General features: G+C 65.3%; 17 protein-coding genes. 6 read left to right on the top strand and 11 right to left on the bottom strand.

Features of this window, described 5'->3' with window-relative positions; translation table 11 throughout:
- Positions 1 to 53: 53 nt before the first annotated feature.
- From greA to grpE, 7 genes are all read right to left on the bottom strand, one after another.
- Positions 54 to 527 carry a transcription elongation factor GreA gene (gene greA / locus RTK35_RS05825; protein ID WP_172434698.1) on the bottom strand — a complete coding sequence of 158 codons (474 nt, stop codon included), beginning with the start codon at positions 525 to 527 and terminating at the stop codon, positions 54 to 56.
- Positions 524 to 3745 carry a carbamoyl-phosphate synthase large subunit gene (carB, locus tag RTK35_RS05820; RefSeq protein ID WP_172434699.1) on the bottom strand — a complete coding sequence of 1074 codons (3222 nt, stop codon included), beginning with the start codon at positions 3743 to 3745 and terminating at the stop codon, positions 524 to 526. The genes greA and carB overlap by 4 nt, the downstream gene beginning before the upstream one ends.
- A 35-nt stretch (positions 3746 to 3780) precedes the next feature.
- Positions 3781 to 4917 (bottom strand): glutamine-hydrolyzing carbamoyl-phosphate synthase small subunit, encoded by a 1137-nt coding sequence (carA, locus tag RTK35_RS05815; protein WP_309041559.1) that lies wholly within the window; start codon positions 4915 to 4917, stop codon positions 3781 to 3783.
- 196 nt (positions 4918 to 5113) lie between these two features.
- Entirely contained in the window at positions 5114 to 5917 is an 804-nt protein-coding gene (gene dapB / locus RTK35_RS05810; RefSeq protein ID WP_172434700.1) for a 4-hydroxy-tetrahydrodipicolinate reductase, read from the bottom strand.
- Between the two features lie 82 nt (positions 5918 to 5999).
- Entirely contained in the window at positions 6000 to 7127 is a 1128-nt protein-coding gene (gene dnaJ / locus RTK35_RS05805) for a molecular chaperone DnaJ (protein ID WP_044413696.1), read from the bottom strand.
- 121 nt (positions 7128 to 7248) lie between these two features.
- The gene (dnaK, locus tag RTK35_RS05800) at positions 7249 to 9159 is read right to left on the bottom strand and encodes a molecular chaperone DnaK (RefSeq protein WP_044413693.1); all 1911 of its coding nucleotides are present in this window, start codon (positions 9157 to 9159) and stop codon (positions 7249 to 7251) included.
- Between the two features lie 103 nt (positions 9160 to 9262).
- On the bottom strand, positions 9263 to 9829 hold the full coding sequence (gene grpE, locus RTK35_RS05795) for a nucleotide exchange factor GrpE (RefSeq protein WP_044413691.1): 567 nt from the start codon (positions 9827 to 9829) through the stop codon (positions 9263 to 9265).
- Positions 9830 to 9984: 155 nt separating this feature from the next.
- Here grpE and recN point away from each other — a divergent pair, with 155 nt between their 5' ends.
- Positions 9985 to 11658 (top strand): DNA repair protein RecN, encoded by a 1674-nt coding sequence (gene recN, locus RTK35_RS05790; protein ID WP_253126132.1) that lies wholly within the window; start codon positions 9985 to 9987, stop codon positions 11656 to 11658.
- 54 nt (positions 11659 to 11712) lie between these two features.
- On the opposite strand, the gene fur is transcribed toward recN, so the two are convergent.
- Positions 11713 to 12117, bottom strand: coding sequence for a ferric iron uptake transcriptional regulator (gene fur, locus RTK35_RS05785; RefSeq protein WP_044413688.1), 405 nt, complete (start codon positions 12115 to 12117; stop codon positions 11713 to 11715).
- A gap of 96 nt (positions 12118 to 12213) precedes the next feature.
- Between fur and RTK35_RS05780 the strand changes: the two genes are divergently transcribed.
- Positions 12214 to 12735, top strand: coding sequence for an outer membrane protein assembly factor BamE (locus RTK35_RS05780; protein WP_074970392.1), 522 nt, complete (start codon positions 12214 to 12216; stop codon positions 12733 to 12735).
- A gap of 95 nt (positions 12736 to 12830) precedes the next feature.
- Here RTK35_RS05780 and RTK35_RS05775 read toward each other — a convergent pair whose 3' ends face one another.
- Entirely contained in the window at positions 12831 to 13151 is a 321-nt protein-coding gene (locus RTK35_RS05775) for an RnfH family protein (RefSeq protein WP_316907597.1), read from the bottom strand.
- Entirely contained in the window at positions 13144 to 13578 is a 435-nt protein-coding gene (locus RTK35_RS05770) for a type II toxin-antitoxin system RatA family toxin (protein ID WP_069561650.1), read from the bottom strand. Before RTK35_RS05770 ends, RTK35_RS05775 begins: the two co-directional genes overlap by 8 nt.
- Positions 13579 to 13726: 148 nt before the next feature.
- Between RTK35_RS05770 and smpB the strand changes: the two genes are divergently transcribed.
- Complete coding sequence (smpB, locus tag RTK35_RS05765) at positions 13727 to 14206, top strand: SsrA-binding protein SmpB (RefSeq protein ID WP_044413676.1); 480 nt, start codon at positions 13727 to 13729, stop codon at positions 14204 to 14206.
- Positions 14207 to 14266: 60 nt separating this feature from the next.
- Here the strand turns inward: smpB and RTK35_RS05760 are convergent, their stop codons facing one another.
- A complete protein-coding gene (locus tag RTK35_RS05760; RefSeq protein WP_044413674.1) occupies positions 14267 to 15034 on the bottom strand; it encodes an FCD domain-containing protein in 768 nt (255 codons plus the stop codon).
- 315 nt (positions 15035 to 15349) lie between these two features.
- Between RTK35_RS05760 and RTK35_RS05755 the strand changes: the two genes are divergently transcribed.
- The 3 genes from RTK35_RS05755 to RTK35_RS05745 all read left to right on the top strand — a co-directional run bounded on the left by RTK35_RS05755 (position 15350) and on the right by RTK35_RS05745 (position 21206).
- Positions 15350 to 17035, top strand: coding sequence for a lactate permease LctP family transporter (locus tag RTK35_RS05755; RefSeq protein WP_107328323.1), 1686 nt, complete (start codon positions 15350 to 15352; stop codon positions 17033 to 17035).
- 146 nt (positions 17036 to 17181) lie between these two features.
- Positions 17182 to 18327, top strand: coding sequence for an FMN-dependent L-lactate dehydrogenase LldD (gene lldD / locus RTK35_RS05750; protein ID WP_044413668.1), 1146 nt, complete (start codon positions 17182 to 17184; stop codon positions 18325 to 18327).
- 68 nt (positions 18328 to 18395) lie between these two features.
- On the top strand, positions 18396 to 21206 hold the full coding sequence (locus RTK35_RS05745; protein WP_316907596.1) for an FAD-binding and (Fe-S)-binding domain-containing protein: 2811 nt from the start codon (positions 18396 to 18398) through the stop codon (positions 21204 to 21206).
- Positions 21207 to 21406 lie beyond the last annotated feature (200 nt).

The raw sequence follows: 21406 nt of genomic DNA, 5'->3' as shown, positions 1-21406 counted from the left end.
AGAATGTCTGGGCTAGCTGCCACCCGGCTACCGCTGCACGGGACGAGCGTCGATCAGATATGGCGAACCTCGACGATCTCGTACTCGACCAGACCGCTGGGCGTCTTCACCACCACCACATCACCCTCGACCTTGCCCACCAGCGCTCGCGCGATGGGGGAGCTGACCGAGAGCTTGCCACGCTTGATGTCGGCCTCGTCGTCACCCACGATCTGGTAGGTCACGGTTTCGTCGGTCTCGACGTTGGCGATGTCCACGGTCGCACCGAAGATCACCTTGCCACTGTGGGGGATGGTGGTGATGTCGATGATGTGGGCGTTGGACAGCTTGGCCTCGATGTCGCGGATGCGCGCCTCGGCCAGGCCCTGCTGCTCACGAGCAGCATGGTACTCGGCGTTCTCCTTGAGATCGCCCAGCTCACGCGCCTCGGCAATGGCCTGGCTGATCTTCGGGCGCTCGATCTTGAGCGCCTTGAGTTCGTCTTCCAGGGCCTGAGCGCCCTGGATGGTCATCGGAAACTTGGTCATGCGTTGATTCCTGCATGGAGATCCTGCAAGCGGCGCACGGTCTTCTCGGGACCGAACTTGAGCGCCTCACAGACCGCCTGCCCCGCCGCGATGGTGGTGGTGCAGTAGATCTTGTGCTGCAGGGCGTTACGACGGATCGAGTAGGAGTCGGCAATGGACTGACGCCCCTCGGTGGTATTGATGATCAGGGTGACCTCGTCGTTCTTGATCATGTCGACCACATGGGGACGACCTTCGGTCACCTTGTTCACCCGGCGTACCGGCAGGCCGGCGGCCTCGATGACACGCGCGGTACCGGCAGTCGCCACGACCTCGAAGCCCAGCGCCACCAGGTCACGAGCGACTTGAACGGCCTCGGCCTTGTCGTCTTCGCGCACGCTGATGAAGGCAGTACCGGAGTTCGGGAGGATCTCGCTGGCACCGAGCTGGGCCTTGGCAAAGGCCTCGCCGAAGGTATCACCCACGCCCATGACCTCGCCAGTGGACTTCATTTCCGGGCCGAGGATCGGGTCGACGCCCGGGAACTTGGCGAAGGGGAACACCGCCTCCTTGACGCTGAAGAACGGCGGAATGATCTCCTGGGTGAAGCCGACCTCAGCCAGGCTCTTGCCTGCCATGACGCGTGCGGCCACCTTGGCCAGGGACTCGCCGATGCACTTGGAGACGAACGGCACGGTACGGGACGCGCGCGGGTTCACCTCGATCACGTAGATGTCCTCGCCCTGCACGGCCATCTGCACGTTCATCAGGCCGACGACGCCCAACTCCAAGGCCATCTTCTTGACCTGCTCGCGGATCTCGTCCTGGATGTGCTTCGGCAGCGAGTACGGCGGCAGCGAGCACGCGGAGTCACCGGAGTGCACGCCAGCCTGCTCGATATGCTGCATGATCGCGCCGATCACGACGGTTTCGCCGTCGCACACCGCATCCACGTCCACCTCGATGGCGCAGTTGAGGAAGCGATCCAGCAGCACCGGGCTGTCGTTGGAGACCTTCACGGCCTCACGCATGTAGCGCTTGAGCTCTTCTTCCTGGTAGACGATTTCCATCGCGCGGCCGCCCAGCACGTAGGACGGACGCACCACCATCGGGTAGCCGATGCCCTTGGACAGGGCCAGGGCTTCGTCTTCGCTACGGGCCGTGGCGTTGGCCGGTTGGCGCAGGTTGAGACGCTGGACCATCTGCTGGAAGCGCTCGCGGTCTTCGGCACGGTCGATGGCATCCGGGCTGGTGCCGATGATCGGTACGCCGGCCTCTTCGAGGGCGCGGCACAGCTTCAGCGGGGTTTGGCCGCCGTACTGCACGATGACGCCCTTGGGCTGCTCGACGCGGACGATCTCCAGTACGTCTTCCAGGGTCACCGGCTCGAAATACAGGCGATCCGAGGTGTCGTAGTCGGTGGAGACGGTCTCCGGGTTGCAGTTGACCATGATGGTCTCGTAGCCGTCTTCGCGCATCGCCAACGCGGCGTGCACGCAGCAGTAGTCGAACTCGATGCCTTGGCCGATGCGGTTGGGGCCGCCACCCAGGATCATGATCTTGTCGCGACCGGACGGGTTCGCCTCGCACTCTTCCTCGTAGGTCGAGTACATGTAGGCGGTGTCGGTGGCGAATTCGGCAGCACAGGTGTCGACGCGCTTGTAAACCGGTAGCACTTTCAGCTTGTGGCGATGGGCCCGCAGGTTCTTCTCGGTGACACCCAGCAGCTTGGCGAGGCGCGCATCGGAGAAGCCCTTGCGCTTGAGGCGGCGCATCAGCTCGTAGTCGATCCCGGACAGGCCCAGGGTCTGCACCTGCTGCTCTTCCTTCACCAAGTCTTCGATCTGGATCAGGAACCACTCGTCAATGCGAGTGAGGTCGAACACTTCGTCGACCGTCTTGCCGGCGCGGAATGCGTCGGCCACGTACCAGATACGCTCGGCTCCCGGCACGGTCAGCTCGCGCTTGAGGATACTCTCGGCCTCGGGGTCGGCCAGGTCCAGCTTGGGATCGAAGCCGGCAACGCCGACTTCCAGACCACGCAGGGCCTTCTGCACGGACTCCTGGAAGGTGCGACCGATGGCCATCACTTCGCCCACGGACTTCATCTGGGTGGTCAGGCGGGCGTCAGCCTTGGGGAACTTCTCGAAGGCAAAGCGCGGAACCTTGGTCACCACGTAATCGATGGCCGGCTCGAAGGACGCCGGGGTACGACCGCCGGTGATGTCGTTCTGCAGTTCGTCCAGCGTGTAGCCGACAGCCAGCTTGGCGGCGATCTTGGCGATCGGGAAGCCGGTGGCCTTGGAGGCCAGGGCGGAGGAGCGGGATACGCGCGGGTTCATCTCGATCACGACCATGCGGCCGGTGTTCGGGCAGATGCCGAACTGCACGTTGGAACCGCCGGTCTCCACGCCGATCTCGCGCAGCACCGCCAGGGAGGCGTTGCGCAGGATCTGGTATTCCTTGTCGGTCAGGGTCTGCGCGGGCGCCACGGTGATGGAGTCACCGGTGTGCACGCCCATCGGGTCGAAGTTCTCGATGGCGCAGACGATGATGCAGTTGTCCTTCTTGTCGCGGACAACCTCCATCTCGTATTCCTTCCAGCCGATCAGGGACTCGTCGATCAGCAGCTCGTTGGTCGGGGACAGGTCCAGGCCACGGGCGCAGATCTCTTCGAACTCTTCACGGTTGTAGGCGATGCCGCCACCGGTGCCGCCCATGGTGAAGGACGGACGGATGATGCAAGGGAAACCGACCATCTCGAGGACGCCATAGGCCTCTTCCATGCTGTGGGCGATGCCGGAGCGCGGGCAGGCCAGGCCGATGTCCTTCATGGCCTTGTCGAAGCGCGAACGGTCCTCGGCCTTGTCGATGGTGTCGGCGTTGGCACCGATCATCTCGACGCCGAACTTCTCCAGGACGCCATGGCGCTCCAGGTCCAGGGCGCAGTTCAGCGCGGTCTGGCCGCCCATGGTGGGCAGGAGGGCGTCAGGACGTTCCTTCTCGATGATCTTGGCAACGGTCTGCCACTTGATCGGCTCGATGTAGGTGGCGTCGGCCATGGCCGGGTCGGTCATGATGGTGGCCGGGTTGGAGTTCACCAGGATGACGCGGAAACCTTCTTCCTTCAGGGCCTTGCAGGCCTGGGCGCCCGAGTAGTCGAACTCGCAGGCCTGGCCGATGACGATGGGGCCGGCGCCGAGGATCAGGATGCTTTTGATATCTGTACGTTTTGGCATGGTCTTACTCGAATCCTTGGGTCAGTCGGCGAGGATCAGCGGCGCTTGGCCATGGTTTCGATGAAGCGATCGAACAGCGGAGCCACATCGTGCGGACCGGGGCTCGCCTCGGGGTGCCCCTGGAAGCTGAAGGCCACCTTGTCGGTGCGCTCGATGCCCTGCAGGGTGCCGTCGAACAGTGACTTGTGGGTGGCACGCAGGTTGGCCGGCATGCTGGACTCGTCCACGGCGAAACCGTGGTTCTGGCTGGTGATCATCACCACGCCGGAATCCAGGTCCTGCACCGGGTGGTTGGCGCCGTGGTGGCCGTGGCCCATCTTCATGGTGCGGGCACCGGAGGCCAGGGCCAGCAACTGGTGGCCCAGGCAGATACCGAACACCGGGATGTCGGTCTCAAGGATTTCCTTGATGGCGGCGATGGCGTAGTCGCAAGGCTCCGGGTCACCCGGGCCGTTGGACAGGAAGACGCCATCCGGACTCAGGGCGAGCACGTCCTTGGCCGGGGTCTTGGCCGGCACCACGGTCAGGCGGCAACCACGTGCGACGAGCATGCGCAGGATGTTCAGCTTCACGCCGTAGTCATAAGCCACCACGTGGTAGGGCAGCTCGGCAGCAGCGATCTCGGGGTGGCTGTCGCTTTCCAGGTTCCAGACACTGGAGCGCCATTCATAAGGCTTCTCGCAGGTCACTTCCTTGGCCAGGTCCATGCCTTTCAGGCCCGGGAAGCTGCGTGCCAGTTCCAGTGCCTTTTCCTCGGTAGCATCGGCACCGACCAGGATGCAGCCGTTCTGGGAGCCCTTCTCACGCAGGATGCGGGTCAGGCGACGGGTATCAAGCCCGGCGATCGCAACGGTACCGGTCGCCTGCAGGTATTCCGGCAGGGACTGCTTGCTGCGCCAGTTGCTGGCCAGCAGCGGCAGGTCGCGAATGATCAGGCCGGCGGCCCAGACGCGGTCGGACTCGGCATCTTCCGGCGTGATGCCGGTGTTGCCGATGTGGGGATAGGTCAGGGTGACGATCTGCTGCGCATAGGAAGGATCGGTGAGGATTTCCTGGTAGCCGGTCATGGCAGTGTTGAACACCACCTCTCCGATGGTCTGGCCGTCGGCCCCGATGGACTCGCCGCGGAAAATGCTGCCGTCGGCAAGCGCGAGTATGGCTGGCTTAGTCAAGAAGACCTCCCGTATCTAAGGCTGAAGCAAACGCAGATTGTAAAAAAGCGGGATGACGTTGATACCGTCACCCCGCTTTTTTATCTGAGCCATTTCTGCGTAACTTTTAGTGGACACACTAAAGCTGCAGCTTACAGGAATGCGTCATTTCGGTCCACAGGAAAGACATCACCAAACTGCATTCCGCGACCAATAATCAGCGCAGCCCCAGCACATCCTGCATGTCGTACAGGCCGGCCCCCTGGCCATCCAGCCACAGCGCGGCACGTACGGCGCCACGGGCGAACGTCATGCGACTGGACGCCTTGTGGGTGATCTCGACGCGCTCGCCATCGGCCGCGAACAGGACGGTATGGTCGCCGACCACATCACCTGCACGCACGGTGGCAAAGCCGATGGTTTCGCGCTCGCGAGCGCCCGTCTGACCTTCACGCCCATAGACCGCCACCTTCGACAGGTCGCGCCCCAGGGCCTCGGCCACCACCTCACCCATGCGCAGCGCGGTGCCGGAGGGGGCATCGACCTTGTGGCGGTGATGAGCTTCGATGATCTCGATGTCCACTTCGTCGCCGAGCACCCGCGCAGCGGTGTCCAGCAGCTTGAGGCAGAGATTCACCCCGACGCTGAAGTTTGCGGCAAAGACGATGGGGATCTGCTTGGCCGCATCAGCCAGCAGCGCCTTCTCCTCGGCGGTGAAACCGGTGGTACCGATGACCATGGCCTTGCCCGCCTGGCGGCAGACCTCCAGGTTCTTCAGGGTCACCGACGGGTGGGTGAAGTCGATCAGCACGTCGAACTCGTCCACCACCTTGGCCAGGTCGCCCGAGAGCGGCACGCCGATACGCCCCAGGGCGGCCAGCTCACCTGCATCAGCCCCCACCAGGGTGCTGTCGGGTCGATCGATGGCGGCGGTCAGGCCGGCACCCGGGTTCTGCTGGACCGCTTCGATCAGGGTCTTGCCCATGCGCCCGGCGGCGCCCATCACTGCAATACGTCGCATAACGAACAAAGCTCCAAGCTAGAAGCGCCAGGCCCCGCGCACGATTAGGCCAAGCCTGCCGTGCACCGCCTGGCGCCCTGCATCAAAGATCACCAAAGAAGCGCTTCATGCCCTCGAACCAGGTGCTGGCCTTGGGCGAATGGGAGCCGTCACTCTGCAAGCTCTTGCGGAACTCTTCCAGCAGTTCCCGCTGGCGCTTGTCCAGATTCACCGGCGTCTCGACCACCACGCGGCACATCAAGTCACCCGCACCACCACCCCGCACAGGGGCAACGCCCTTGCCACGCAGGCGGAACAGCTTGCCGGTCTGGGTTGCCTCGGGGATTTTCAACTTGACGCGGCCGTCCAGGGTGGGCACTTCCAGCTCACCGCCCAGCGCCGCATCGGCGAAGCTGATCGGCACCTCGCAGTACAGGTGCTTGCCGTCACGCTGGAAGATCGGGTGCTCGCGCACGTTGACCACCACGTACAAGTCGCCGGGCGGCCCGCCCATCACGCCCGCCTCGCCTTCGCCGGACAGGCGGATACGGTCGCCGGTGTCCACGCCGGACGGCACCTTCACCGACAGGGTCTTGTGCTCTTCCACACGCCCCTGGCCATGGCAGCTGCCGCACGGGTCACTGATCATCTTTCCGGTGCCGTGGCAGCGCGGGCAGGTCTGCTGGACGGAGAAGAAGCCCTGCTGCATGCGCACCTGACCAATACCACCGCAGGTGGTGCAGGTGACAGGGCTGGTGCCTTTCTTCGCACCGGAGCCATCGCAGGTCTTGCAGTTGACCAGGGTCGGCACACGGATAGTCACGGTCGTGCCGCGAACCGCCTCTTCGAGATCCAGCTCAAGGGTGTAGCGCAGGTCGCTGCCACGCTGGGCACCGCCACGCTGGCCACCGCGCTGGCCACCGAAGAAGTCGCTGAACACGTCACCGAAGATGTCGGAGAAGCTCGCCCCGCCGAACCCTGCCCCACCGCCGCCGCCCATCTGCGGATCGACGCCGGCATGGCCGTACTGATCGTAGGCCGCGCGTTTGCTGGCATCCGAGAGGATTTCGTAGGCCTCGTTGGCCTCCTTGAATTTCTCCTCGGACTCCTTGTCCCCCGGGTTGCGGTCCGGGTGGTACTTCATGGCCAGGCGACGATAGGCCTTCTTCAGCTCGGCCTCGCTGGCGCCACGCTCCACACCGAGGATTTCGTAAAAGTCACGTTTAGCCATTGGTTCTCTGCACTCTGAAAGTTTCGCGCCCTCCAGACACGCCGACGCGGGAGCAAGCCCCCGCGTGGCGAATCACCCCGGGCCGAACGGCCCGGGGCAGGAGCGCAAGCAAGCGTGGCGCTTACTTGTTGTCCTTGACCTCTTCGAACTCGGCGTCGACGGCATCGTCGGCAGCCTTGTCGTCGCCTGCGGGAGCACCCTCGCCGGCCTTGGCCTGCTCGGCGTACATCTTCTGCGCCAGCGGAGCGGAAGCCTGGGACAGCGCGTTCATCTTGGCTTCGATCTCGGCCTTGTCATCGCCTTTCACGGCAACTTCCAGCTCGCCTACGGCTTTCTCGATGGCCGCCTTCTCTTCAGCAGTGGCTTTGTCGCCCGCTTCGGTGATCATCTTGCGGGTGGCGTGAACCAGCGCATCGCCCTGGTTGCGGGCACCGGCCAGCTCTTCGAACTTGCGGTCTTCCTCGGCGTTGGCTTCGGCGTCACGCACCATCTGCTGGATTTCTTCCTCGGACAGGCCGGAGTTGGCCTTGATCACGATGGACTGCTGCTTGCCGGTGGCCTTGTCCTTGGCGGACACGTGCAGGATGCCGTTGGCGTCGATGTCGAAGGTCACTTCGATCTGCGGCACGCCACGCGGAGCCGGCGGGATCTCGGCCAGGTCGAACTTGCCCAGGGACTTGTTCTGGCCGGCCTGCTTGCGCTCACCCTGCAGCACGTGAATGGTCACGGCGGACTGGTTGTCGTCGGCAGTGGAGAACACCTGGGACTTCTTGGTCGGGATGGTGGTGTTCTTCTCGATCAGCGGAGTCATCACGCCACCCAGGGTCTCGATACCCAGGGTCAGCGGGCTCACGTCGAGCAGCAGCACGTCCTTCACGTCACCGGCCAGTACGGCGCCCTGGATGGCCGCACCGATGGCGACGGCTTCGTCCGGGTTGACGTCCTTGCGCGCTTCCTTGCCGAAGAAGTCGGCGACTTGCTTCTGCACCAGCGGCATGCGGGTCTGACCACCGACCAGGATGACTTCGTGGATATCGCCCACGTCCAGGCCAGCATCTTTCAGCGCGATGCGGCACGGCTCGATGGTGCGAGCAACCAGGTCTTCCACCAGGGCTTCCAGCTTGGCGCGGGAAATCTTCACGTTCAGGTGCTTCGGACCGGTCTGGTCTGCAGTGATGTACGGCAGGTTGACGTCGGTCTGCTGGCTGGAGGACAGCTCGATCTTGGCCTTCTCGGCAGCCTCTTTCAGGCGCTGCATGGCCAGCGGGTCGCCCTTCAGGTCGATGCCGGACTCTTTCTTGAACTCGTCGACGAGGTAGTCGATCAGGCGGATGTCGAAGTCCTCACCACCCAGGAAGGTGTCGCCGTTGGTGGCCAGCACTTCGAACTGGTGCTCGCCGTCCACTTCGGCGATCTCGATGACCGACACGTCGAAGGTACCGCCACCCAGGTCATAGACGATCACAGTGTGGTCGCCCTTGGCCTTGTCCATGCCGTAGGCCAGCGCAGCCGCGGTGGGCTCGTTGATGATGCGCTTGACGTCCAGGCCGGCGATACGGCCGGCGTCCTTGGTGGCCTGGCGCTGGCTGTCGTTGAAGTAGGCCGGTACGGTGATGACAGCTTCGGTCACCGGCTCGCCGAGGTAGTCTTCGGCGGTCTTCTTCATCTTCTTCAGCACTTCCGCGGAGATCTGCGGAGGCGCCATCTTCTGGCCCTTCACTTCCACCCAGGCGTCACCGTTGTCGGCCTTGGCGATCTTGTAGGGAACCAGCTTGATGTCCTTCTGCACGACATCCTCGTCGAAGCGGCGGCCAATCAGGCGCTTCACGGCGTAGAGGGTGTTGTGCGGGTTGGTGACGGCCTGGCGCTTGGCGGACTGGCCGACCAGGATCTCGCCGTCGTTGGTGTAGGCGATGATCGAGGGGGTGGTACGCGCGCCTTCGGCGTTCTCGATCACCTTGACGTTGCCATTCTCAAGAATGGAAACGCAGGAGTTGGTGGTACCCAGGTCGATACCGATGATCTTGCCCATATTCTCTCTCCCGAAACTTTGATTTCTTTACGGCCCCGCTCGCTTGGGGGCCGCATCAGCATGTGAACGCTTGGACTACCAGATGGGGGCCCTAAGCCGGATTTCAAGCCTGCTCGTCGATGGACGGCGGCGCTTCGGCCGGGGCCTTGCTGACCACGACCATGGCCGGGCGCAGCAGGCGGCCGTTGAGCAGGTAGCCCTTCTGGAAGACCTTCAGGACGCTACCCGGCTCGACATGGGTGCTCTCTTCCATTGCCATCGCCTGGTGGTGCTCCGGGTTGAACGGAGCGCCATGGGGGTCGACGGCCTCGACCTGGAAGCGCTTCAGGGTGTCGTGGAACAGCTTCAGGGTCAGCTCGACGCCTTCACGTACAGGGCGAACGGCCTCGTCCTCGGCACTGGTCAGCTCCAGGCCGCGCTCCAGGCTGTCGACCACCGGCAGCAGGTCGTTGGCGAACTTCTCCAGGGCGAACTTGTGTGCCTTCTCGACATCCTGCTCCGCACGGCGGCGGATGTTCTGCAGCTCGGCGGCGGTACGCAGGGACTGGTCCTGGGCCGCAGCCAGTTGCTCCTCCAGCGCCTGGACGCGGGCCACGAGGTCCTCGCCCGCCACGTCAGCCGGTGCGCTCACCTCGGGGTTCTGGGTATCCAGGTTCTGTTCGTCTGCCATGCCTTCCTCCTTACTGAAACGGTGGCGGGGAATGACCCGCCGATCTGTCCGCCTATATGGGGTCGCAATTTGTCGCTTCAAGGGCAGCAGGCGATTGTCAGCCGGAAAACAAACACTGTATAAATAGCCAGCCTAAGCCCAGGGGAGTCCCCGCCATGCTGGTCCACCTCTCAGTCCACAACTACGCCATCGTCGAGCACCTGGATCTTGAGCTCGAAGGCGGCATGACCGTGATCACCGGCGAGACCGGCGCGGGCAAGTCGATCATGCTCGACGCCCTCGGCCTGACCCTGGGCGACCGCGCCGACAGCGGCGCCGTCCGCCCCGGCGCGGAGAAGGCCGACATCCTCGCCAGCTTCGACCTGAGCGACATCCCCGAAGCCCGCGCCTGGCTCGCCGAGCGAGACCTGGAAACCGACGGCCCGTGCATCCTGCGCCGGGTCATCACTGCGGAAGGCCGCTCCCGTGCCTATATAAACGGCACGCCCTGCCCCCAGGGCGACCTCAAGGCACTGGGCGAGCTGCTGATCGACATCCACAGCCAGCATGAGCATCAGTCGCTGCTCAAGCCGGACACCCATCGGCGCCTGCTGGACGAATTTGCCGGCGCCAGCGACCTGGCCCGCCAGGTCCAGCTCGCCGCCCAGCGCTGGCGCCAGACCCGCCAGGAGCTCCAGCGCCTGTCCCGCAACAGCGAGGAGCAGCGCGCCCGCCACCAATTGCTCAGCTACCAGTTGGAAGAACTGGAACAACTGGCCCTCGGCGACAACGAACTGGAGCAACTAGAAGCCGAGCACAAGACCCTGTCCAACGCCGAAGGCCTGCTGGCCGGCTGCCGCCAGGTACTGGACATGTGCAGCGAGAGCGATGCCGGCAACGTCCTCAGCGCCCTCACCTCCAGCCTCAACCGCCTGACGGCCTTCAACGCCCAGCAGGGCCCCATTGCCGAAGCCGTCAACCTGCTGGCCAGCGCCCAGATCCAGGTGGAAGAAGCGGTCGGCGAGATCAACCGCTTCATCGACCATTTCGATGCCGACCCGCACCGCCAGCAGGAGGTCGAAGAACGCCTCGATACGCTCTACACCCTGGCCCGCAAGCACCGCATCCATCCCAGCGAACTGCCTCACCTGCAGCACACGCTGCTGGAGGAGATCGAAGCGCTCAATGCCGATGACGAGGCGGTGGAGCGCCTCGGGGACGAACTGGCGGCCTATGCCCGCCACTACCAGGCAAAAGCCGCCGAGCTGAGCCAGTTGCGCGGCAAAGCGGCCGGCAAGCTGGCCAAGGCCGTGGAGGCGGAGATGCAACGCCTGGGCATGCCCGGCGGGCGTTTCAGCATCGAGCTGCGCAGTATCGAAAGCGACGAACCCCAGCCGAACGGGCAGGAACAGGTGGAGTTCCTGGTCAGCGCCAACCCGGGTCAGCCCCTCAAGGGTCTGGCCAAGGTCGCCTCGGGCGGCGAGCTGTCCCGGATCAGCCTGGCCATCCAGGTCATCACCGCACAGACCTCGCGGGTACCGACCCTGGTGTTCGACGAAGTGGACGTGGGCATCGGCGGCCCCACCGCAGAAGTGGTCGGCCAGTTGCTGCGGCGCCTGGGTGAACGCGGCCAGGTCCTCACCGTCACCCACCTGCCCCAGGTGGCCGCCCAGGGCCATCACCACCTCTTCGTGCACAAGAAGCGCGGCAGCAAGGAAACCCGCACCGCCGTCGCCAACCTCGACGACGCGGCGCGCGTGGAGGAGATCGCCCGCATGCTGGGCGGCGTCGACCTCACCGAAGAGTCCATCGCCCACGCCCGCAAGATGGTCACCAGCGCCCGCCACTGATTCGCGCAGGCATGAAAAAGGCGACCCGAGGTCGCCTTTTTCATGGAGCGGAAATCACTTCTTCTTGCGCACGTACAGCACCAGATTGTGATCGACGAGCTCGAAGCCGTGCTCTTTCACGATCTCTTTCTGCCGCTTTTCGATTTCGGCGTCGATGAATTCGATGACCTCACCGGAGTCCACGCAGACCATGTGGTCGTGGTGGCCGCTGTCAGCCAGTTCGAACACGGCATGGCCGCCATCGAAGTTGTGGCGGACGACGAGGCCGGCAGCCTCGAACTGGGTAAGCACGCGGTAGACCGTCGCAAGGCCTACGTCCTCGCCGGCTTCCATCAGTGCCTTGTACACATCCTCGGCACTCATGTGACGCTGATCGGCGGAGTCGAGCATCTGAAGGATCTTCACCCGAGGCAGGGTGACCTTCAGACCGGCTTTGCGAAGTTCGTTATTTTCAACCATGGTCAGCTTTCTCGTGGATGCTGCTTCGCAGCTTCCCTCAATGCGGGTATGATCGGATTTTCGTTGCCCAGCCAAGATAGTGGAAGTCACCCACCGATGCAAAACACCAAGCTCCTGCTGACCAGCCTCTCATTTGCAGGCCTGCTCGCACTCGCCGGTTGTTCGTTTCCCGGTGTCTACAAGATCGACATCCAGCAAGGCAACGTCGTAACGCAGGACATGATAGACCAGTTGAAGCCCGGAATGACCCGGCGCCAAGTGCGGTTTATCATGGGCAACCCCTTGATTCTCGATACCTTCCACGCCAACCGCTGGGATTACCTCTACAGCATCCAGCCCGGCGGCGGCCAGCGTCAGCAGGAGCGCGTCACGCTGCTGTTCGACGGCAACGACCAGTTGATCGGCCTGGGCGGTGACTTCATGCCTGGCGTCAGCCGCGACGAGGCGATCCTCGGCAGCGACGGCAACAACCAAGTCACCCCGAACAAACCCACCCAGCAGAAGCCGGAAGAGAAAGCCAAGCCCGGTTCGCTGCTGGAGCAGATCCAGAAGGAAGTGGACCAGGTGGAAACCGTACCGGTCCCGATCCCGGAACCCCTGGACACCACGCCGCAATAACTGCAGCGCACATGAAAAAGCCCGGACTGGTTCCGGGCTTTTTTGTACCTACCTGATCGAGAAGGACCGACAGCCGCAGCGTCCTCAGACGCCGATCAGTCGCCCCGACCTTCTCCCCTGGCCTGAGCTGCACGCGCGGCACGCGCCTTGCGCACCTCCTTCGGATCGGCCACCAGCGGCCGATAGACCTCGACGCGATCCCCCGCCTCGACCTGCCGAACCTCGGCGTCCTGCGCCGCCTTGCCGAAGATGCCCAGCGGCGCAGCCGCCAGGTCCAGGTCGGGAAACGCCTCCGCCAGCCCCGCCATCAGCACAGCCTGGCGCAACGTCGTGCCGGCTGGCACATCCAGCCGCACCAGGCGCTGACGATCAGGCAGCGCGCACACCACCTCGACGGCGATCAGCGACTCAGCCATACAGCTGCTTGGCCCGCTGGCAGAAGGCATCCACCAAGGTGTTCGCCGCCTGATTGAACAGCGGCCCAAGGGTCGCCTTGACGATCGGCCCGGCGTAATCGAAAGACAGGTCCAGGCTGATCTTGCAGGCTTTCTCACCCAGCGCCTTGAAGTGCCAGACCCCATGCAGCTCGGTGAACGGCCCTTCCTCCAGGTTCATCTCGATGCTCGCCCCCTCCACCAGCACATTGCGGGTGACGAAGCGCTGGCTGATCCCGCCCTTGGCCACACCCAGGCTGGCCACCATGTGCGACTCGCTCGATTCCAGCACCTCGCTGCTCGCGCACCAGGGCAGGAATTCGGGGTAGCGCACCACATCGTTGACCAGGTCGTAGAGCGCCTTGGCGGGATAGGGGAGCAGCGCGGAACGCTGGATATGCGTGGACATCGGAGCCTCTGAACGTCAGTCAGTCGGCTGCAGCAGGGGCAACACGGCTGGTCAAAAAAAGAGCGCGCATTGTCGGGGATTCGCCCAACGCGCTCAAGCCTACGCCGCCGTAGCGGGCTGGCGAGCGACTCCCTATAATGCCGCGCCTATGGCTAAGCAAAAGAAACAATCCCAAGGCTCCATCGCACAGAACAAGAAGGCCCTGCACGACTACTTCGTCGAGCAGCGCTTCGAGGCAGGCCTCGCCCTGGCAGGCTGGGAGGTCAAGAGCCTCCGTGCCGGCAAGGCCCAGCTGGTGGACAGTTACGTACTGCTGAAGGACGGCGAGGCCTGGCTGCTCGGTAGCCACATCACCCCGCTGAAGACCGCCAGCACCCACGTCATCGCCGACCCCGTGCGCACCCGCAAGCTGCTGCTGCACAAGCGCGAACTGGGCAAGCTGTTCGGCGCCGTCCAGCAGAAGGGCTACACCTGCGTCGCCCTCTCGCTGTACTGGAAGGCCCACCTGATCAAGTGCGAGATCGCCCTGGTGAAGGGCAAGAAGGAATTCGACAAGCGCGCCACGGAGAAGGAACGCGACTCCGACCGCGAGATCGAGCGCGCCATGCGCACCAAAGGCAAGGAGTGATCCTCGCCAGACAGAAACGCCGGGCATTGCCCGGCGTTTTCGTTTGCGCGCACTGACGACTCAGATGCCCTGGCGCCGCTGCGCCCGCTCCAGGCGCACCGCCTCCAGCCGCCCCTCGGCCAGCACTTCCTGCACGTAGTCGATGTGGCGATGGGACACCTCCCGCGCCTCCTCCGCACGCCGCTCGATGATCGCCTCGTACAGCGCCCGATGCTGTGCCATCAGCATGTCGCGGGTCTCGCTGCGCTGCAGGTACATCCCGCCGATGTTGGTCACCACGTTGTGCTTGAGCAGATCGAACAGCCCACGGATGGTGTGCAGCAGCACCGCATTGTGGCTGGCCTCGGCAATCGCCAGGTGGAAGCGCGCATCGGCGGCGCCCTCCTCCTCCCGAGTCGCCTGGCTGCCCGGCGAATAGCAGGCCTGCAGCGCCTCGAAAGCCTCGCCCAGGCGCTCATGGTCAACAGCCGTCGCCCGCAGCGCCGCGTAGTAGGCGCAGGAACCTTCCAGCGTATGGCGGAACTCCAGCAGATCGCGCTGCGCGTCGGGGTTGCCCTCCAGCAGCTTCAGCAGCGGATCACTGAAGGTCGACCCCAGCTCCGCCGACACATAGTTGCCGCCACCCTGCCGGCTCACCAGCAGCCCCTTGGCCACCAGCTTCTGGATCGCCTCCCGCAGGGACGGACGCGACACCCCGAACTGCTCGGCCAGCACACGCTCCGCCGGCAGTCGCTCGCCTGCTTTCAGGGTCCCCTCGAGGATCATCGCCTCAAGGTGATCGACGATGTCATCCGACAGACGGCGCTGACGCACCTGACCGAATCCCATACCCCTCCCGAACCACCGTTCCGTTCCCGTTCCAGCCGCCTGCCATGGCAGCCCAGCTCATTCAGCGCGGCAGCCTAACCAGCGCCATCGTCATCCACAAGGCGCAGATGAGCCCCATGCGCTCGACCAAAGTTGTAGGACACGAAATTGACAGGTCAATAGGAGGGCTTTTACCCTGAGCCGTCGATTTTGTAAATTGGTAATACCAATTCGACGAAAACGCCGAACGGAGAGCAATTGCCTGCTGCTGCGCCACGAGCGCAACGACTCCGGAAGGCCAACAGGCACTCCAAAAACAATCAGGGAGCCACCCGAATGCAAGCTTGGCAACAGATCTACACCCCGCTCGGCAGCCTCGGCCTGTCCGCGCTGGTCGCCTTGATCCCCATCGTGTTCTTCTTCCTCGCCCTCGCCGTGTTCCGCATGAAGGGCTACATCGCAGGCACCATCACCCTGGCCCTGTCCCTCGCGGTCGCGATCTTCGCCTTCAAGATGCCGGTCGACATGGCCTTCGCCGCCGCCGGCTACGGCTTCGCCTACGGCCTCTGGCCCATCGCCTGGATCATCGTCGCCGCGGTGTTCCTCTACAAACTCACCGTCAAGAGCGGCCAGTTCGAAGTGATCCGCAGCTCCGTGCTGTCCATCACCGACGACCAGCGCCTGCAGGTGCTGCTCATCGGCTTCTCCTTCGGCGCCTTCCTCGAAGGGGCTGCCGGCTTCGGCGCCCCCGTGGCCATCACCGCCGCGCTGCTGGTGGGTCTGGGCTTCAACCCGCTCTACGCCGCCGGCCTGTGCCTGATCGCCAACACTGCCCCGGTGGCCTTCGGTGCCCTCGGCATCCCGATCATCGTCGCGGGCCAGGTCACCGGCATCGACGCCTTCAAGATCGGCGCCATGACCGGCCGCCAACTGCCGTTCCTGTCGATCATCGTGCCGTTCTGGCTGGTGGCCATGATGGATGGCTGGCGCGGCATCAAGGAAACCTGGCCGGCCGCCCTCGTCGCCGGTGCCAGCTTCGCCATCACCCAGTACTTCACCTCCAACTTCATCGGCCCGGAACTGCCCGACATCACCTCTGCCCTGGTGAGCCTGGTGTCCCTCACCCTGTTCCTCAAGGTGTGGCAACCCAAGCGCGCCGAAGACCGCGAAGTGGTCGGCGTCTCCGGCGGTGCAGCCGTCATGGGCGGCTTCGGCGGCCCGCGCAGCACCACCCCGTCGCCCTACAGCTTCGGCGAGATCCTCAAGGCCTGGTCGCCCTTCCTGATCCTCACCGTGCTGGTGACCATCTGGACCCTGAAGCCGTTCAAGGCCCTGTTCGCCCCAGGTGGTGCGCTGGAGCACTTCGTCTTCATGTTCGCCATCCCGCACCTGGACCAGCTGGTGATGAAAGGCGCCCCCATCGTCGCCACCGCCACCGCGATTCCGGCCGTCTACAAGTTCGACCCGATCTCCGCCACCGGCACCGCGATCTTCCTCTCCGCCGTGGTCTCCATGCTGGTCCTGAAGATCAACTTTAAAAATGGTCTGACCAGTCTCGGTGAAACCTTCGTCGAGCTGAAACTGCCGATCCTCTCCATCGGCATGGTGCTGGCCTTCGCCTTCGTCACCAACTTCTCCGGCATGTCCACCACCCTGGCGCTGGTGCTGGCCGGCACTGGCGCGGCCTTCCCGTTCTTCTCGCCGTTCCTCGGCTGGCTGGGCGTGTTCCTGACCGGTTCCGACACCTCCTCCAACGCCCTGTTCGGCTCGCTGCAGGCCACCACCGCCCACCAGATCGGCGTCAACGACACCCTCCTGGTCGCCGCCAACACCAGCGGTGGCGTCACCGGCAAGATGATCTCCCCGCAGTCCATCGCCGTGGCCTGCGCCGCCACCGGCATGGTCGGCAAGGAATCGGACCTGTTCCGCTTCACCCTGAAGCACAGCCTGCTGTTCGCCGCCATGGTCGGTCTGATCACCCTGGCGCAGGCCTATGTGTTCACCGGCATGCTGGTTCACTGACCAGGGCCGGCTGCGCGTCGGCGATGCAGCAAGGGAATGGCCTCGGGGAGGCTCGCCTACATAGGTAGGCTTGGCTCCCCGGCCATTTCCGCCCTGTATCGCTCCAGCGCGCCCGATCCACGTTTTCTGCCAAAACGGAAGAGCCCATGATCATCTCCGCCTCCACCGACTACCGCGCCGCCGCCCAACGCAAGCTGCCGCCCTTCCTGTTCCACTACATCGACGGCGGCGCCTACGCCGAGCACACCCTGCGCCGCAACGTGCAGGACCTGGCCGACATCGCCCTGCGCCAGCGCGTGCTGCGGAACATGTCCGAGCTCAGCCTCGAAACCCAGCTGTTCGGCGAAACCCTCGCCATGCCCGTCGCCCTCGCCCCCGTCGGCCTCACCGGCATGTACGCCCGGCGCGGCGAAGTGCAGGCCGCCAAGGCCGCAGCGGCCAAGGGCATCCCCTTCACCCTTTCCACCGTCTCGGTGTGCCCGATCGAAGAAGTCGCCCCAGCCATCGACCGGCCCATGTGGTTCCAGCTCTACGTGCTCAAGGACCGCGGCTTCATGCGCAACGCCCTGGAGCGCGCCAAGGCCGCCGGCGTCACCACCCTCGTCTTCACCGTCGACATGCCCGTGCCCGGCGCCCGCTACCGTGACGCCCACTCCGGCATGAGCGGCCCCAACGCCCCGCTGCGCCGCGTGCTGCAAGCCATGACCCACCCCGCCTGGGCCTGGGACGTCGGCCTGCTGGGCAAGCCCCACGACCTCGGCAACATCTCCACCTACCGCGGCAACCCCACCGGCCTGGCCGACTACATCGGCTGGCTCGGCGCCAACTTCGACCCCTCCATCTCCTGGAAGGACCTCGAATGGATCCGCGACTTCTGGCAAGGCCCCATGGTCATCAAGGGCATCCTCGACCCCGAGGACGCCCGTGACGCCGTCACCTTCGGCGCCGACGGCATCATCGTCTCCAACCACGGCGGCCGGCAGCTCGACGGCGTGCTCTCCAGCGCCCGCGCCCTGCCCGCCATCGCCGACGCCGTCAAGGGCGAGCTGAAGATCCTCGCCGACTCCGGCATCCGCACCGGCCTCGACGTCGTGCGCATGCTCGCCCTCGGCGCCGACACCGTCATGCTCGGCCGCGCCTTCGTCTACGCCCTGGCCGCCGCCGGCGGCGCCGGCGTGAGCAACCTGCTGGACCTGATCGAAAAGGAAATGCGCGTGGCCATGGTGCTCACCGGCGCCAAGTCCATCGCCGAGATCAACGCCGACTCACTGGTGCGCGACCTGCCCCGCTGAACGGCGCCCATCCAAGACGAGGCCGCCCAAGCGGCCCGCACCCCACCGTTGATGACAGGACCTGACCGATGAGCCTGCCCGCCGCCTTCCTGCACACCGTCGAGCGCCTGATCCCCCGCGACCGGCGCTTCGACGATGCGCTCTCCACCCTCGCCTTCGGCACCGACGCCAGCTTCTACCGCCTCATCCCCAAGCTGGTGGTGCGGGTCGAGAGCGAAGCCGAAGTCATCACCCTGCTCAAGGCCGCCCACGCCGAACAGGTGCCCGTCACCTTCCGCGCCGCCGGCACCAGCCTCTCCGGCCAGGCCATCAGCGACTCGGTACTGATCGTCCTCGGTGACAACTGGAACGGCCGCGACATCCGCCAGGGCGGCGCACAGATCCGCCTGCAGCCCGGCGTCATCGGCGCCCAGGCCAACGCCTGGCTCGCCCCCTACGGCCGCAAGATCGGGCCCGACCCGGCCTCCATCAACGCCTGCAAGATCGGCGGCATCGTCGCCAACAACGCCAGCGGCATGTGCTGCGGCACCGCCCAGAACAGCTACCACACCCTCGCCGGCCTGCGCCTGGTGCTGGCCGACGGCACCCTGCTGGACAGCGAAGACCCGGCCAGCGTCGCCGCCTTCCAGGCCAGCCACGGCGAGCTGCTGGAGCGCCTGGCCGAACTCGGCCGGCAGACCCGCGCCAACACCGAACTGGCCGCGAAGATCCGCCACAAGTACCGCCTGAAGAACACCACCGGCCTGTCCCTCAACGCCCTGGTGGACTACGACCAGCCGCTGGACATCCTCACCCACCTGCTGGTGGGCTCCGAAGGCACCCTCGGCTTCATCAGCGCCGTCACCTACGACACCGTGCCCGAGCACCCGCACAAGGCCTCCGCGCTGATCGTCTTCCCCGACGTGGAAACCTGCTGCCGCGCCGTCCCCGTGCTCAAGCAGCAACCGGTCTCCGCCGTCGAACTGCTGGACCGCCGCAGCCTGCGCTCCGTGCAGGAGAAGCCCGGCATGCCCACCTGGGTCAAGGGCCTCTCCGCCAGCGCCTGCGCCCTGCTCATCGAATCCCGCGCCGCCAGCGCCAGCCTGCTGCACGAACAGCTCGCCCGCATCACCGCCTCCATCGCCGACTTCCCGGTGGAGCAGAAGGTCGACTTCAGCGAAGACCCGGTCGTCTACAACCAGCTGTGGAAGATCCGCAAGGACACCTTCCCCGCCGTCGGCGCCGTGCGCCAGACCGGCACCACGGTGATCATCGAAGACGTCACCTTCCCCGTCGAACAGCTCGCCGCCGGCGTCAACCGCCTGATCGAACTGTTCGACAAGCACCGCTACGACGAAGCGATCCTCTTCGGCCACGCCCTGGAAGGGAACCTGCACTTCGTCTTCACCCAGGGCTTCGACAGCCCCGAGCAGGTCGCCCGCTACGACGCCTTCATGCAGGACGTCGCCCAACTGGTCGCCGTCGAATTCGGCGGCGCCCTCAAGGCCGAACACGGCACCGGCCGCAACATGGCGCCCTTCGTCGAACTGGAATGGGGCCACGACGCCTACCAGCTGATGTGGCAGCTCAAGCGCCTGCTCGACCCCACCGGCATCCTCAACCCCGGCGTCATCCTCAGCGACGACCGCGAACTGCACCTGAAGAACCTCAAGCCGCTGCCGGCCGCCGACGAGATCGTCGACAAGTGCATCGAATGCGGCTTCTGCGAGCCGGTCTGCCCCTCCAAGGGCCTGACCCTCAGCCCACGCCAGCGCATCGTCATCTGGCGTGACATCCAGGCCCGCAAGCGCGCCGGCATCGACACCCGCGAGCTGGAAGAAGCCTTCGCCTACCAGGGCGTCGACACCTGCGCCGCCACCGGCCTCTGCGCCCAGCGCTGCCCCGTCGGCATCAACACCGGCGACCTGGTGCGCAAGCTGCGTGGCGAACACGCCCACCGCCCCGGCACCGCCACCTGGCTCGCGCGCAACTTCGCCACCACCCTCAAGGGCGCGCGCCTGCTGCTGGCCACCGCCAACCTCACCCGAGCCATGCTCGGCGCCCCGCGCCTGGCGCGCCTCAGCGGTGCCCTGCACCGCGCCAGTGGCGAACGCCTGCCCCAGTGGACCCCGGCCATGCCGCAACCGGTGCGCTTCGACCCACCGGCCGCCGGCCCCGTGGGCGAGCGCCCGCGCGTGGTCTACCTCACCGCCTGCGTCTCCCGCGCCATGGGCCCGGCCGCCGGTGCCGAGGAACAGATGCCGCTGATGGACAAGACCCGCCAGCTGCTGGAGAAGGCCGGCTACCAGGTGGTCTTCCCCGACAACGCCGACAACCTCTGCTGTGGCCAGCCCTTCGCCTCCAAGGGCTACGCCCGCCAGGCTGACGACAAGCGCGACGAACTACTGGCCGAACTGCTGCGCGCCAGCCGCGGCGGCCTCGACCCGATCTACTGCGACACCAGCCCCTGCACCCTGCGCCTGGTGCAGGACCTGGACGACCCCCGGTTGAAGATCCACGACCCGGTGAAGTTCATCCGCACCCACCTGCTCGACCGCCTGGAGTTCACCCCCCAGGAGCAGCCGGTGGCCGTCCACGTCACCTGCAGCACCCAGCACCTGGGCGAATCCCAGGCGCTGATCGACCTGGTCAGCCGCTGCACCCGCCAGGTGGTCGTCCCCGAAGGCATCCACTGCTGCGGCTTCGCCGGCGACAAGGGCTTCACCACCCCGGAACTCAACGGCAACGCCCTGCGCAGCCTGAAGGACGCCGTGCAGATCTGCGAGGAAGGCGTCTCCACCAGCCGCACCTGCGAGATCGGCCTCAGCCACCACAGCGGCATCGACTACCACAGCCTGGTCTACCTGGTGGACCGGGTCACCCGCCCCCGCGCGGACTGAACCTCAAGAGCCGTGCCCGGCACGGATTGCGCCCCGCCTCAAGCGGGGCTTTTTTATGGTTCTTCACAGCCCTGCAACTGCGATTCCCGACAGCAACGTGTGTGCGCACGCTGCACTGTTGCCAAGCGTGGGACGGTGGGGCGGCGACAGGTCTCCCAGCAGAAAACCTGAACCGCCCTCCCCGCCACCCTGTCCACCTT

The organism is Pseudomonas sp. zfem003, from assembly GCF_032621675.1.
Taxonomy (GTDB): Bacteria; Pseudomonadota; Gammaproteobacteria; order Pseudomonadales; family Pseudomonadaceae; genus Metapseudomonas; species Metapseudomonas otitidis.
Note: the sequence above shows the minus strand (reverse complement) of the source record. Positions and strands in the feature narration are given on the sequence as shown.

Coding starts and splice junctions, on each gene's coding strand:
- recN (WP_253126132.1), top strand. CDS start 9,985: ATGCTGGTCCACCTCTCAGTCCACAACTACGCCATCGTCGAGCACCTG.
- dnaJ (WP_044413696.1), bottom strand. CDS start 7,127: ATGGCTAAACGTGACTTTTACGAAATCCTCGGTGTGGAGCGTGGCGCC.
- lldD (WP_044413668.1), top strand. CDS start 17,182: ATGATCATCTCCGCCTCCACCGACTACCGCGCCGCCGCCCAACGCAAG.
- fur (WP_044413688.1), bottom strand. CDS start 12,117: ATGGTTGAAAATAACGAACTTCGCAAAGCCGGTCTGAAGGTCACCCTG.
- smpB (WP_044413676.1), top strand. CDS start 13,727: ATGGCTAAGCAAAAGAAACAATCCCAAGGCTCCATCGCACAGAACAAG.
- carB (WP_172434699.1), bottom strand. CDS start 3,745: ATGCCAAAACGTACAGATATCAAAAGCATCCTGATCCTCGGCGCCGGC.
- RTK35_RS05775 (WP_316907597.1), bottom strand. CDS start 13,151: ATGGCTGAGTCGCTGATCGCCGTCGAGGTGGTGTGCGCGCTGCCTGAT.
- greA (WP_172434698.1), bottom strand. CDS start 527: ATGACCAAGTTTCCGATGACCATCCAGGGCGCTCAGGCCCTGGAAGAC.
- dapB (WP_172434700.1), bottom strand. CDS start 5,917: ATGCGACGTATTGCAGTGATGGGCGCCGCCGGGCGCATGGGCAAGACC.
- grpE (WP_044413691.1), bottom strand. CDS start 9,829: ATGGCAGACGAACAGAACCTGGATACCCAGAACCCCGAGGTGAGCGCA.
- RTK35_RS05745 (WP_316907596.1), top strand. CDS start 18,396: ATGAGCCTGCCCGCCGCCTTCCTGCACACCGTCGAGCGCCTGATCCCC.
- dnaK (WP_044413693.1), bottom strand. CDS start 9,159: ATGGGCAAGATCATCGGTATCGACCTGGGTACCACCAACTCCTGCGTT.
- RTK35_RS05770 (WP_069561650.1), bottom strand. CDS start 13,578: ATGTCCACGCATATCCAGCGTTCCGCGCTGCTCCCCTATCCCGCCAAG.
- RTK35_RS05760 (WP_044413674.1), bottom strand. CDS start 15,034: ATGGGATTCGGTCAGGTGCGTCAGCGCCGTCTGTCGGATGACATCGTC.
- RTK35_RS05780 (WP_074970392.1), top strand. CDS start 12,214: ATGCAAAACACCAAGCTCCTGCTGACCAGCCTCTCATTTGCAGGCCTG.
- RTK35_RS05755 (WP_107328323.1), top strand. CDS start 15,350: ATGCAAGCTTGGCAACAGATCTACACCCCGCTCGGCAGCCTCGGCCTG.